Origin of the sequence: Niabella hirudinis, assembly GCF_051201075.1 — a bacterium.
GTDB lineage: Bacteria > Bacteroidota > Bacteroidia > Chitinophagales > Chitinophagaceae > Niabella > Niabella hirudinis.
This window is the reverse complement of sequence record NZ_JBPEHJ010000001.1, coordinates 172,080-186,778: the sequence shown is the minus strand read 5'-3', so window position 1 is coordinate 186,778 and position 14,699 is coordinate 172,080. Positions and strand designations below refer to the sequence as shown.

The window sequence follows — 14,699 nt, the reverse complement described above, 5'->3', positions numbered from 1 at the left end:
GTAGCATTCCCCGCAAAATTTGCAGCAATAAAAACCGCTTCCCCAAGCGACATTATCACATTAAATCATTGCAAAAATATGAAATTAATCATTCATGCTTTGGTAAAACCGAGGCATCGAACCTTTATTAAGTTATTCCTTTTGATGAAGCTTTCCATTCTAATGATCCTGGTAACGGGATTTCAGTGTATTGCAGCTACAAGCAGCGGACAGGAAAAAGTAAGTCTGAACTTACGGAATATACCGGTTGAGCAGGCCCTTAAAAATATTGAACGGCAGACCAGCTATAGCTTTTTTTATAAGAACGAGCTATTGACGGGTCTCCGCGTTCGTACAACTGTAAAAGATGTAACGGTAGACCAGGCATTGGCGGAACTATTGCAGGGCACAGATCTTAGTTACAGGAAAACCGGGAACCGGATGATCACCATCTTCCGGCCCGCAAGACAGCAGCAGGCTCTCTCATGGGTACTGAACGGAAAGGTGATTAATGTGCAGAGCGTTCCGGTTGTGGGCGCTTCCGTTTCCATTAAGGGTACACAGCGGGGTGCTTCTACGGATAATGATGGAAAATTCATGATCGAAGTAGATTCCGAACAGGACTCATTGGTGGTTACGGCTGTTGGATACAAAAGCAAAACACTGGCAGCGGGTACCGACCGGAATACTGTGATCGTACTGGAGGAAGACCTGGAAAAGCAAAAAATGGATGAGGTAGTGATCACAGCCTTCGGACAAAAGCAGCGTAAAGAAGCCGTGGTGGGATCCGTAACAACGGTTGATCCCTCAACCTTACGGGTACCTTCGAGCAACCTGACCACGGCCCTGGCGGGTCGTATTGCCGGGGTAATCGCCTATCAGCGCAGCGGGGAACCCGGAGCCGATGACGCCCAGTTTTTTGTGCGCGGTGTAACTACCTTTGGTACAGGTAAGGCTAACCCGCTTATCCTGATTGATGGGGTAGAGATGGAAACCGGCGATCTTTCCCGGTTAACGGTGGATGATATTGCCAGCTTTTCGGTGATGAAAGACGCCAATGCAACGGCGCTGTATGGTGCAAGAGGCGCCAATGGCGTTATCCTGGTTACCACCAAGGAAGGAAAGCAGGGCCAGGCCCAGGTAAAATTCAGAGCAGAAACTTCTTCCTCTTCTCCCACGGAGAACGTGCGTTTTGCAGATCCTGTTACCTTTATGAAAATGCAGAACGAGGCCCTACGCACCCGGACAACGGGTACCCGTCTTCCCTATGATGAAAGTAAGATCTATTTTACCGAACAGGGAGCGAATCCTGTAAGATACCCTGCTATTGACTGGCAGAAGATGCTGCTGGATAAGGTTACCTATAACCAGCGCTATAACCTCAACGTAAGTGGGGGTGGAAAAGTGGCCCGTTACTATATTGCCGCAGCCTACACACGGGATAACGGGATCATTAAGATGGATAAACGGCAGAACTTTAATAATAATATCCAGATCAACCGGTATTCTTTAAGGTCCAACGTAAATGTAAACCTTACAAAGACAACCGAAGCCATCGTAAGGCTAAGTGGTACCTTTGATAATTACCAGGGGCCGCTGGATGGTGGTACCGGTTTGTACAATAAGGCCGTACTGGCCAACCCGGTATACTTTCTGCCCTTTTATGAGCCCGACTCTGCAAATATTTATACCAAACATATCCTCTTTGGAAATACAGCGGCCGGAAACTACCTGAACCCCTATGCGGACATGGTAAAGGGATACCGGACGGATGACCGCTCATCGATGTACATCCAGTTTGGATTGAACCAGAACCTCAATTTTATTACCAAGGGGCTGTCGGCAAGGGCCATGTACAATATTAACCGGTTTGCAGACCTGGAAGTAAGACGCCAGTACATACCGTTCACCTATGCATTGGCTCCGGTAGCAGAAATAGGTGCGGGGAGAAATGATTACCGGCTGATGCCGCTCAATCCGAATACGGGTACCGATTACCTGGATTATGTGCCTTCACCCAGGACCATGAATAATTCGGTGTATTTTGAAACTGCGCTGAATTATGACAACCGCTTTGGCGACCATTCGGTTTCCGGTATGTTGTTGTTCAATGTGCGCGAAAATAAAAACGGTTCCTATGATGATCTGCAAAGCTCGCTGCCGCAGCGAAACGCAGGCCTGGCCGGAAGGCTTACTTATGGCTATGACAACCGGTATTTTGTAGAGGCCAATTTCGGGTACAATGGTTCTGAACGGTTTTCTAAGGAAGAGCGCTGGGGTTTCTTCCCCTCCGTTGGTGCGGGCTGGGTGATATCCAATGAGGAATTCTGGGAATCGATGAAAGATATCGTTTCCAAATTAAAGCTCAAAGCCACTTATGGCCTGGTGGGTAACGATGCCATCGGTGATATTAAAGACCGCTTCTACTATCTTTCCAATGTCAATATGAACAATAGCGGCAGGGGTTTTTCATTTGGGGAAAACTTTGGGTATAACAGGCCGGGGATCTCCATCTCCCGTTATTCGGATCCCTTAATTACCTGGGAGGTAAGTCAGAAAAGCAACTATGGCGTGGAACTGAGCCTGCTCCGCAATATCAATATCCAGGCCGATTATTTTGTAGAAAAAAGAAGCAAGATCCTGCAGCTGCGCGCCGATATTCCCACTACCATGGGTCTGCAGGCTAGCCCCAAAGCCAATATTGGCAAGGCAAACGGAAGGGGCGTTGATATCTCTTTAGACTATACTCAGAATTTTTCGCAGGATTTTTGGGCCGTTGTGCGCGGAAACTTTACCTATGCTTCCAGCAAGTTTGAACTGTATGAAGAGCCCGATTACGCCGCCACACCCTGGCGGTTTCATAAGGGACAAAAAATTTCACAGCGCTGGGGCTATATCGCCGAACGCTACTTTTTAGATGATGAAGAAGTGGCCAACTCCCCCCTGCAAACCTTTGGCGAGTATAAAGCCGGCGATATCAAATACAAGGATATCAATAATGACGGGCGGGTTGATGAAAATGACCAGGTGCCTATTGGGTATCCTACCACGCCGGAGATCATCTATGGGTTTGGTCTTTCCATCGGCTACAAAAAATTTGATTTCAACTGTTTCTTCCAGGGCTCTGCGCTATCGTCCTTCTGGATCGATCCTTCCGCTGTGGCGCCTTTTGGATCCGATCAGGATATTGCCGGTGTACAAAACCGGGCCGTGCTGCAGGCTATTGCAGACAGCTATTGGTCCGAAGATACCCGGGATATATTTGCCTTCTGGCCCCGGCTGTCCACTACCAATATCGACAATAACACGGTTTCCAGCACCTGGTGGATGCGTAACGGCGCCTTCCTGCGTATGAAAACGGCCGAGATCGGGTATACCATGTCCCAATCGCTCTTAAAAAGGATCGGTTTTAGAGGCGCCCGCATCTATGCTTCGGGGAATAACTTATTCCAGATCCGGAACTTTAAGCTATGGGATCCCGAGCAGGCCGGTAATGCCTTTAACTACCCCGTTCAGCGTGTAGTGAACCTGGGAATCAATCTTGAACTTTAACGATGAAATCTGACATGATGCAAATAATAATGAATAAATACAGGATAATACTATTGGTATTGCTGAGCCTTGGCAGTTTTGGCTGCAAAAAATATCTGGATGTGGTTCCGGACGGCGTGGCCACACTGGACAATGCGTTCAGCAACCGGGCCAATGCGGAAAAATTTCTTTTTTCCTGTTTTAATATGATGCCCAATCAGAATGACCCCTTTACCTATCCGGGCAATGTGGGCTCTGATGAAATCTGGTGGGATATGGATAACAGCGGTATTCATGGAAGAAGCGGATCCCAGATTGCCAGAGGTGGCCAGAACATGACCGACCCGCTTTGGAATTACTGGGATGGGCGCCGCGATGGTAAGAACATCTGGGTCGGCATCCGGGATTGCAATATCTTTTTAGAAAATATCGGCAAGGTACTGGACATTACCGATTATGAACGGTCGCGCTGGATTGCAGAAGTAAAATTTGTAAAAGCCTACCTGCATTATTACCTGTTTCAGCTTTATGGGCCCATTCCCATCGTAGATAAGAACTTGTCGATGGAAGTAGACCCCGCTGAAGCGAGGGTGTACCGTGAGCCGGTGGATAAGGTGACCGATTATATTGTAAACCTTTTGGATGAGGCCAAAGAAGGTTTGCCGGAGATGATTGAAGACCCCATCAATGAAATGGGCCGGCCTACCAAAGTGGCCGCGGCCGCGCTTAAAGCAAAGGTATTGGTATGGACGGCCAGCCCGCTGCTGAACGGGAACCCCGACTATACGCAGGTTACCGACAACCGCGGCACAAAGCTTTTTCCGGCAACAGCAGATCGTAACAAATGGGTGCGCGCAGCGACCGCTATAAAGGAAGCAATGGACATGGCGCATTTGTTGGGTAATGCACTCTATCGTTATAAAAACGGGTTAATCAACATCGCGGACACCCTGCAATTAAATTTCACCATAAGAGGGGCGGCAACGGAGCGGGCTACCCTGAACCCCGAAATTATTTTTGCGCCCACCACATCTGCCAACAGTTTTCAAAACTATTGCACACCCAATTTTTACCCCAGCCAGGTAGCGGGAAGTCAGGAATTGTGCGCGACCCTGAAAGTTGCTGAGCAATTCTATACCAATAATGGGGTGCCCATCGATGAAGACCCTTCCTGGAACTATGCAGACCGGTATAGTAGGCAAAAGAACACGGACAAAACCCATAAGTATTTTATTGCCAGCAATGAAACCACGGCAAAACTGAACTATTTCAGGGAACCAAGATTTTACGCCAACCTGGCATTTGACCGCGGGCTTTATGATGTGCAGGCGTTATTGGGAGTAACCACGGCCACTATTAAAAACCGGAGCGGGGAACCGCAGGGCGTTGTCTATAGCGCAAACCATATTCCTACGGGCTACTTTATAAAAAAACTGGTGAGCTTCCGGTCTTCGATTACCGGTACCGGCTTAAGCCCGTATAATTATACCATACCGGTGATCCGGCTGGCAGATCTTTACCTGCTGTACGCGGAAGCGCTCAATGAAGTAAAGGATGCACCGGATCAGGAAGTGTATCAGTGGGTAGATAGCATCCGTACCCGTGCCGGCCTCAAAGGGGTGGAAGAGTCCTGGAGACGCTATTCATCACTGCCTACCAAGCCCACCACCAAAGAAGGAATGCGGGAGATCATTAAGCGGGAACGCATGATTGAACTGGCCTTTGAAGGGCAGCGGGCCTTTGACCTGAGGCGCTGGAAAGACGCACAGAAATACCTCAACCAGCCCGTGCAGGGATGGAACTTCCAGGGATTAAATGACCAGGACTATTATGAGGTAACCACCTATTTTAACAGTCGCAACTATACTTACAAGGATTATCTGTGGCCCTTATACCAGGTATCCGTTATCCGGAACTCCAACCTGGTACAGAACCCCGGATGGTAAAATGATTATAAACATGAAACAAGTGATTATGTACAATATACATTTTTGGAACAGGGGCATCCTGACGCGCATTACAGCATTTGCCCTCCTTGCTGTTTTGGTAACGGCATGTAAACGCGAGGAGATTGGCCAGCCACGCACCGATAGCAATCCTCCGCCGGCTATAACAAGTGCCGAAGCAACGGCCACACCCGGCGGGGCCATTATCAGCTACCAGCTCCCCAATGAAACGGATATTTCCTACGTGCTTTGCGAGTATACCGGCGACAACGGTGTAAAAAAAGTAACCCGGTCTTCCGTATATCAAAATTCGGTTAACGTAGAAGGGCTTGGAACAGTAGCTCCGGTTGATTATTCGCTTTACCTGGTAGACCACAGCGAAAATAAATCGCCGGCCTATTCCGGAACCTTTGTGCCCCTGGAACCGGCACTGAAAACAGTGTTTAAAACCATTAAGATAACACCCGACTTTAGCGGCGTGCTCGTGAACTGGAGCAATGAAACCAAAGAGCTTCTGGGTTTCTTTCTCTATGCCGTTAACAACCAGGGAGAATGGGAGGAAGAGGGACTTTCTTTTTCCAGCAAGGATGAAGATGTGCGTGCTATGAGAGGGTTTGATACCACCCGCCGCCAGTTTGGCGTGCGCATCCTGGACCGCTTTGGGCATACAACCGATACCCTGGTGGAGGCAGCATCGCCCCTGTTTGAAAAACAGCTGGATAAGAAAAAATTTACCGATGGCTACCTCGCCGGTGATAACAACACCAGCCACAATAACCGGCCGCTTTCTAATGTATGGGACGGCAGCACCAGCGTAATCTGGCATACCCAACCAACGGCGGGATTTGTGATGCCCGAAACCTTTACCATCGATTTGGGTGTAAGTGCATTACTAAGCCGGATGGTGCTTTGGAACCGTCTGGATTACTCCTACGCTCAGCACAATCCCCGGTTTTTTGAAGTGTGGGGCAGCAATACACTCAGCCATAGCCGCACGGATGACTACTGGAAAACAGATGCCTGGAAAAATGAATGGACACAGTTGGGCGATTTTGAGGAAGTGAAGCCTTCCGGCGGGCCCGGCATTACCAATGAAGACAAGGCTGCGGAAGCGGCGGGTTTCGAGTTTCTGTTTAAACCGGGCGCTGGCAAAATGCGTTACCTCCGGTTTGTGGTTAAGGAAACCTGGCAAAAGACAGCGGCAATTCACTTTGCAGAGCTTTCCATATTTGGAGATGATTCTGCAAACAAATAAAAAATATAATACGATCATGAAGCTATATAGGAATTTATTTTCAAAGGAACGGTCATCAGGCAAGCTGTGGGGGAGTTTGATGGCGATGCTGATCATTGCATGCGTTGGTACCTCCTGTCATAAAAGTATGTACGATGTAAGCGATCCGTTCTACGACCGGCCGGAGGGCGTTTACCTGGGAGTGGTTGACTCCCTTAAAGTAGCGCCGGGATATAACAAGGCCAAATTTACCTGGGAGGTAAAAGCAGATCCCCGCATTACGCAAACGCTCATTTACTGGAACAAAAGGGAAGATTCTGCCATCATAAATATTACGCGCCCGCAAAACGAACGCATGGCGATGGAATACACCCTGGAAAATTTAAGCGAAGGCGATTATATATTCGAATTCCTGACAAAGGACGCTACCGGGCTTCGCTCATTGCCCCGGCAGGTTTCCGTGTCGGTATATGGAGATACTTACGTTGGAAATCTGAGAAACCGGACGATAGCGTCCATTGCCAAACAGACCAGTGGAAATATGCTGGTAAACTGGAATGCAGTGGCAAGCGCTGCCATTGTTTATACAACGATAAAATACCAGTTAGATGGAGCGGAACAAACCGTTCGCGTGGAAAATGCAACTACCCAAACTACACTGCAGGGGCTTCAATCAGGAACCAGCATACAAGTGGCAACTGCTTTTTTACCGGCAGGATCTATCGATACGTTAACTGCCGTTGCTCAGTCTTACGTATTGCCTTAAACAGGAGAGGAAGAAGTGCAGCGGAACTAAGAATTTTATATCAGATACTATATGAAACGCGGGGTGTTTGCTATCTCCGCGTTTTTTTATGCAAATGATTTCCGGCACTTTAATGGGCCGGGATGATGACAACAGACAATACCATGAAACAGGTTTAATTATTGATTTCGGGTTGTTTCCTATAAATTTTGTTCTTTAAAATAAAAGGATATCCTCAAAGAGTCTTTCGTTGATGGAGCAGGGAACCGTATAGTGTTGGTGTGCATGAAAAAGTGTGATAAATGGGTAAAATAGGATGATAAATACTTCCTTGCCATTGGGGAAGCCTGGCTAAAACAAAGTAGCTTGCGGGGTGGTAAAAATAAAAAAAATAAAGTAGGGAATCAATACGGCACTCCGGTGGTAAAATAAAATTGCTTTGCCTCAGTGGCAAAAAATGATTCCCGGAGGCTGCATATTTATAAAACGTATGCGATATGAAAAAATGGATTGATCCTGTTGTACCGGTGCTGATAATTTCAATACTGGCAATCGGTTGCTCCCCGAAGGTGATGCCCCCGGCGCCTTATGGAGCGCTGCCAGGTAAGCGCCAGCTGGAATGGCACAAAATGGAAACCTACGCCTTCCTGCATTTTACGGTAAATACCTTCACCGGCAAAGAGTGGGGATATGGGGATGAAAAGGAAGATGTGTTCAATCCGACAGATTTTGATGCAGATCAGATCATCGGCACATTAGCCAAAGCCGGTTTTAAAGGAGCGATCATTACCGCCAAACACCATGATGGTTTTTGCCTGTGGCCTTCAGCCTATACAAACCATTCGGTGAAGAACTCATCCTGGAAAAATGGCAAAGGAGATGTAGTGCGGGAGCTGTCCAGAGCCTGCAAAAAGTATGGGATAAAGTTTGGTGTTTACCTTTCGCCCTGGGACCGCAATCATGCAGATTATGGCACCACGCAATACATTACCTATTACCGCAACCAGCTTAAGGAATTGCTGACCCAATATGGAGCTATTTTTGAGGTATGGCTCGATGGCGCCAATGGGGGCGATGGGTATTACGGCGGTGCAAAGGAAAAAAGATTCATCGACCGTTCCCATTACTACGATTGGGAAGAAACTTTTAAACTGGTACGCCGGCTGCAGCCCAATGCCATTATGTTCAGCGATGCAGGACCGGATATCCGTTGGGTAGGCAATGAGCATGGGCATGCCAAAGATTCCTGCTGGGCAACCTATACGCCATTGCCGGCTAAAGGATTTACAAAGGCCTATGCCGGAACCTGCCAGTATTGGCTGGGTGAAACCGGTACCCGCAATGGTCAATACTGGATGCCGGCAGAAACCGATGTTTCCATCCGCCCGGGATGGTTCTTTCACCCGGCAGAAGACAGTAAGGTAAAATCACTGTCTCAACTCATGGATATTTATTTTCATTCCGTGGGTAATGGAACTTCATTAAACCTGAATATACCGCCCGATCGTACCGGGAAGATCCATACAACGGATTCCCTGCGCCTGATGGAGTTTAGAAATTATCTGGATCGGGCCTTTTCAAAAAACCTGTTGCGGGGTTGCAAGGCATGGGCAAGTGATACCAGGGGGCGGGCCTACAAGCCGGGAAGGCTGACCGATAATAATCCCGAAACCTACTGGGCTGCTAAGGACGGAACGCAGGGCGCCATTGTTGAGTTTGAACTGAACGGCACAAAAACGATCAATTGCCTGGTTTTGCAGGAGTATATCGCACTGGGACAACGCATTTCTGGTTTTACGGTCGAGTATTTGGCGGATGGGCAATGGAAACAGGCTGCTCGTGGTTCAACGATCGGCTATAAAAAAATAGTGCGTTTTGCACCCTGCAGCACCGGTAAAATAAGACTTCGTTTGGAGGCGATGGCCAGTCCCTTACTATCGGAAGCAGCAGCCTATGAGATCCCGGAGATCTGATAAAAGAGCGCTGCGTATTTGTTGAACAGTATTTGCTAATTATAATAAGTATTTATGAACCGGAGTATTTTGATTTTAATGTTTTTAACAACGGCGTTGATCACAGATGCACAACGCAACTATGTTCCCTCAAAAGAAAACCTGGCCTACCGGCAACAGTTCCAGGATAATAAACTGGGGGTGTTTATTCACTGGGGTATTTACAGTATGCTGGCCGACGGCGAATGGGCCATGTTGCAAAAAAAGATCCCCTATGAAGAATACAGCAAACTGGCTGCAGGCTTTAACCCATCAAAGTTTGATGCGGAAGCATGGGTGGCTGCACTAAAGGCGGGCGGTGCAAAATATATCTGTATTACATCACGTCACCACGATGGGTTCTCCATGTTTGGTACCAAAAGTTCGAACTATAATATTGTGGATGCCACACCGTTTAAGCGCGATGTATTAAAAGAGCTGGCGGATGCCTGTCATAAGCAGGGTATGAAGCTGCATTTCTATTACTCCCTGCTGGACTGGGGGCGTCCTGATTACAATCCCAAGGGAGGAGGGCTTGCTGCAAAATGGACGGGGGAGGGACAGCCGGATTACAACACCTATCACCAGTTTATGTTAAAGCAACTGAGAGAGTTGCTGACCAATTATGGGGAGATCGGTGCTATCTGGTTCGATGGCGCCTGGGATAAAGGAAAGGCGTTTAACTGGAAATTTGATGAGATCTATACACTGATCCATTCATTGCAGCCCGGTTGTCTTGTGATCAACAACCATCACTGGGCAGCGCTGGAGGGTGAGGATGCACAAGCCTTTGAGCGGGATCTGCCGGGACAGAACAAAGCGGGTTTTTCCCATGGCGTGGAAGTTTCAGCGCTGCCGCTGGAAACCTGTGAAACGATGAATACCTCCTGGGGGTATAAGATTACCGATAATAATTATAAATCAGAAAAAACGCTGATCCAATACCTGGTAAAAGCAGCGGGAAACAATGCCAACCTCTTAATGAATGTAGGCCCACGCCCGGACGGAACATTGCCGGAGATTGCCGTACAGCGCTTTGGAGCCATGGGTAAATGGTTACAGCAATATGGAGAAACGATTTATGGTACAAGAGGAGGGCTGGTAGCTGCGCAAAAATGGGGAGTTACCACACAAAAAAAAGACCGCCTGTTTGTGCATATTCTTGATCTGCAGGGTAAGGAATTACTGCTTCCCCTAACGGGAAAGAAGATCCGGTCTGCAAAAGTATTCATCGATAAAAAACCCGTAAAATTTGTTCAGCAGAAGGAGGGCGTTTTGTTATTGCTGGAGAAGCAACCGGATGAAACGGACTATGTGGTGGAGCTGGTATTGAGATAGCAGGGTACAGGTAGCCTTCAACTTTTAAGGATCAGCCGCGGATTCAATTTTGAAGGAGCTTAAGGCAACGAACAGAAGAAATACAGCGCACCGCGGTTGCCGGAGGGGTCGTTATCTTTATCCCGAATGCGCTGTAAAATGAACACAAATAGAAAACAGAAATTAACAATGAGATTTTTGGCGATAGCTCTGCTGCTTCTTTGTGGAAACCCAACGTTCTCCCAAAACAACAGGCAGCAACTTTACTACAGCAAGCCCGCCCAAACCTGGACGGAGGCCCTGCCGGTGGGTAATGGGTTTATGGGGGCCATGATCTTTGGAGATCCCGTCAGGGAAAGGATCCAGCTTAATGAAAATACGCTGTACTCCGGCGACCCTGCAACCAACTATAAAGTGCCCTCCATACGTGAACATTACAATGAAGTAATGGAGCTGATGAATGCCGGCCGGTATTCGGAGGCGCAGGGGCTTATTACGAAACAATGGCTGGGCCGGGCATTGGAGTGTTACCAGCCAATGAGCGATCTGCTCCTGGATTTTGATTACAACGGTGCTATTAAAGACTTCAGACGCTATCTCGATATCGGCAATGCGGTTGCCGGCGTGGAGTATGCGGCAGGTAAAACAAGATATAAGCGCCAGGTGTTTGCATCCAATCCGGACCGGGTGCTGGTGTTCAGAATGAGTGCGCAGGGACCGGGAAAGATCAATGGCAGTATCCGGCTCACTACTCCGCACATACCCGTAATGCAACTGTCCACGGAAGGGAATGAATACCTTTTGAATGGCCGTGCCCCGGGCTTTGTATTAAGAAGGAGCCTGGCGCAGGTAGAAGCTGCAGGCGATCAGCGAAAATACCCCGAACTCTTTAATATGGATGGCTCAAGGAAGCCGTTTGCCAAAACAGTGCTCTATGCCGATGAGGCGGATGGCCTGGGAATGTATTTTCAAAACAGGATCCGCTTTACCCATACCGGGGGTGAAGTGGTGATTAAGGAAGGACGGATTGTTGTAAAAGGGGTGCAGGACCTGGTATTGTATATAACCGCGGCTACCAGCTTTAAGGATTTTCAAACCAGCCCTGCTTTATTCCCGCAGCTGGCTGCAGAACGCACCCGTGCGCAGATGACAAAACTCCGTAAGTTGAGTTACAACGCATTATTGGGACGGCATATAGCAGATTACCGGAAATTGTTTGACAGGGTGCATTTTACTTTAAATACAAAGACCGGACAGGCCCTGCTGCCAACGGATCAGCGGATCATGAATTATGCAAAAGGCGGTGATGAAGACCTGGTAACCCTTTTTTTTCAGTATGGAAGATACCTGATGATTGCCGGATCCCGGAACGGCGGACAACCCTTAAACCTGCAGGGCATCTGGAATGATAAGGTAATACCGCCCTGGGCCAGCGCCTATACCACCAATATCAACCTGGAGATGAACTATTGGCCGGCGGAGGTCACCAACCTTTCCGAATGTCATGAGCCGCTTTTTAACGCCGTAAAGGAATTAGCCGTAAATGGTAAAGAAGCAGCCCTTCGGATCTATGGCAACCAGGGATGGATGGGAAACCATAACATGAGCATCTGGCGAAAGGGCGATCCCATTGATATCTGTGCTTGTTCTTTCTGGCCCATGGAAGCAGGCTGGCTTACCAGTCATTTATGGGAGCACTACCTGTTTACCGGCGATAAAACATTCTTAAAAACAGAGATCTATCCGCTGCTAAGGGGGGCGGTACAGTTTTATAAAGATTGGCTCATTCTTAATAAAGACGGTTACCTGGTAACACCGGTAGGGCATTCGCCGGAAAATGCATTTGTGTATGGCAATGGGCAAAACTCCACCCTTAGTCCGGGTCCCACCATGGATATGGCCATTATCAGGGAAAGTTTTTCGCGTTTTCTGGAAGCTCAAAAAGCACTGGGCGTTGACGATGATTTAAAAACGGAGATTGAAGCAAAACTGGAAAAACTGCTGCCCTACCAGTTGGGCTCTTTGGGGCAACTACAGGAGTGGCAATGGGATTTTAAAGAGCAGGATGTACATCACCGTCACCTGTCGCATTTATATCCCTTTCACCCCGGCAACCAGATCACTCCCAACAGCAGCCCGGTACTGACCGGCGCGGTAAAGCGGGTGCTGGAACGCCGTGGCGATCAGGCTACCGGCTGGTCTATGGGGTGGAAGGTAAATCTTTGGGCCCGCTTATACGATGGCAACCGGGCATTGAGTATCTTATCAAAACTCATTCACCTGGTTAAAGAAGATGACCCGGCTTTTGGGGGGTCCGGGTGTTATGCTAACCTGTTTGATGCCTGCCCGCCTTTTCAGATAGACGGGAACTTTGGTGCTACGGCAGGGATCACCGAAATGCTATTACAGTCGCACGACAGCTACCTGCACCTGTTGCCTGCATTGCCTGATAAATGGGCGCAGGGCGCCATAAAGGGGATAAAAGCGCGGGGGGATTTTGAAGTGGATATTAATTGGGCCGGGCATCGGCTAACGAGCGCCCGGATCATTGCAAAGAAAGGCGGTATCCTGCCCATCAAAAGCCCGGTAGCGCTCCGGATAAAAGGCGGCAGGCTTTTAAAGGATGCTGCAAAAAATCCGATGATGGAGCCCATCCGGACTACCGGCTTCCTGGATCACTCCCGGCAGAAAGGAGGGACTTTTGCCCCGTCCGCAGGGTATACGTACTATTTGAGTACAAAGGCCGGAGAGCAGCTTACTTTAACTGCGTTGAGAAAGTAGTAACCACGCCAGTATTTAAGGTCTTTTTGCTCCTGCCGGAACTGAAAAGGTAAGTTTGTTATGCCTGGTCCGGGGCCATGCGTTTGGGAAAATGGGACCTGGATTAATGCCGGGCCTGGTGATAACGGGTAAGCCCGTCAATAGCGGAGGGGAACAGATTGCCCACCGTCATCCCATGGCGGGCCGCCACCTCCTCAAAAATATCCTTCAGGTAATAGGCAACAGATCCCACAGCATTAATGGAATAGTGCTGGTAATTGGGGTAATGGACAATGATCTTTTTGAAAAAGTCATCAAAGTTGACTATGACCAGTTCCCGGCAATAAGTGTTCTGAATATGCGCACCGGCAAATGCAGCAAACCGGGCACAGTACCGGTTGGGTGTTTTAGTGGTATATACTTCATTAATGAGCTGCTCCGGCGTTAGCTGGTACCGGTCTTCAAAAGCCTGCTTTAGTTCACCAGACATTTCCCCCCGGATATAGCCCGCAATAATCATTTTGCCGAGATAGGCTCCGCTTCCTTCATCACCCAATAAAAAACCGCCGGATTCAATATTATGGGTGATCTCCTTTCCATTATACAGCCCGCTGTTGCTGCCGGTACCCAGGATGGCGGCAAAGCCCGCATCTTTTTGCAGTAGGGCCCGGGATGCAGCCAGGAGATCCGTTGCAAGAGAAACGCCGGCATGCGGAAACACCGAAGCGATTCCATTTTTTAAAACCATATCCGCCTCCGCTGAATAACCCGCCCCCGCGCTGTAAAAACAAACCTCCCTTATTTGATCGCAGCAGGAAGCCAGTATGTCTGGTAACGCTTTTTGTAGAGACTGCTCAATATACCGGGCGTCTACAAAAAAAGGGTGGTATCCCTCGGTTTCAAAATTAAATACCGACTCGTCATTGATAAAACTCCAGGAAGTCCGGGTGGCGCCGCCATCTGCAATAAGGATCATCGTTGTTATTTGTTTTTAAGAGCGGAATTGATTGAAAACCGCAAAATCTTGTTTTTTAAAGATATTCCAGGTTTCCTTTCTAAATAATTGGAATTTAAAATTTTACTTCAATATTTTACAGGCTTCAGGCCGGCATTAAATCGGTTTGTTTGCGTAAAATAAAATAAAAATCCGCAAAAAATCCGCAAAATAATTGTTTTTTCTATGTTTTGAATCTATA

8 protein-coding genes are annotated in these 14,699 nt (G+C 48.2%); 7 read left to right on the top strand and 1 reads right to left on the bottom strand.

Features of this window, described 5'->3' with window-relative positions; genetic code table 11:
• Positions 1 to 144 precede the first annotated feature (144 nt).
• The 7 genes from GGU45_RS00710 to GGU45_RS00680 all read left to right on the top strand — a co-directional run bounded on the left by GGU45_RS00710 (position 145) and on the right by GGU45_RS00680 (position 13,524).
• Positions 145 to 3,531, top strand: coding sequence for a SusC/RagA family TonB-linked outer membrane protein (locus GGU45_RS00710; protein ID WP_435221093.1), 3,387 nt, complete (start codon positions 145 to 147; stop codon positions 3,529 to 3,531).
• A 29-nt stretch (positions 3,532 to 3,560) separates the two neighbouring features.
• Positions 3,561 to 5,456, top strand: coding sequence for a RagB/SusD family nutrient uptake outer membrane protein (locus GGU45_RS00705; RefSeq protein ID WP_435221091.1), 1,896 nt, complete (start codon positions 3,561 to 3,563; stop codon positions 5,454 to 5,456).
• Positions 5,457 to 5,469: 13 nt separating this feature from the next.
• Entirely contained in the window at positions 5,470 to 6,711 is a 1,242-nt protein-coding gene (locus GGU45_RS00700; protein ID WP_435221089.1) for a DUF5000 domain-containing lipoprotein, read from the top strand.
• 16 nt (positions 6,712 to 6,727) lie between these two features.
• The gene (locus tag GGU45_RS00695) at positions 6,728 to 7,456 is read left to right on the top strand and encodes a DUF4998 domain-containing protein (protein ID WP_435221087.1); all 729 of its coding nucleotides are present in this window, start codon (positions 6,728 to 6,730) and stop codon (positions 7,454 to 7,456) included.
• 476 nt (positions 7,457 to 7,932) lie between these two features.
• On the top strand, positions 7,933 to 9,408 hold the full coding sequence (locus tag GGU45_RS00690; RefSeq protein WP_435221085.1) for an alpha-L-fucosidase: 1,476 nt from the start codon (positions 7,933 to 7,935) through the stop codon (positions 9,406 to 9,408).
• Between the two features lie 54 nt (positions 9,409 to 9,462).
• The gene (locus GGU45_RS00685; protein WP_435221083.1) at positions 9,463 to 10,764 is read left to right on the top strand and encodes an alpha-L-fucosidase; all 1,302 of its coding nucleotides are present in this window, start codon (positions 9,463 to 9,465) and stop codon (positions 10,762 to 10,764) included.
• A 168-nt stretch (positions 10,765 to 10,932) separates the two neighbouring features.
• Entirely contained in the window at positions 10,933 to 13,524 is a 2,592-nt protein-coding gene (locus tag GGU45_RS00680; protein WP_435221082.1) for a glycoside hydrolase family 95 protein, read from the top strand.
• Between the two features lie 103 nt (positions 13,525 to 13,627).
• Here GGU45_RS00680 and GGU45_RS00675 read toward each other — a convergent pair whose 3' ends face one another.
• Positions 13,628 to 14,479 carry an N-acetylglucosamine kinase gene (locus tag GGU45_RS00675; RefSeq protein WP_435221080.1) on the bottom strand — a complete coding sequence of 284 codons (852 nt, stop codon included), beginning with the start codon at positions 14,477 to 14,479 and terminating at the stop codon, positions 13,628 to 13,630.
• Positions 14,480 to 14,699: the final 220 nt, after the last annotated feature.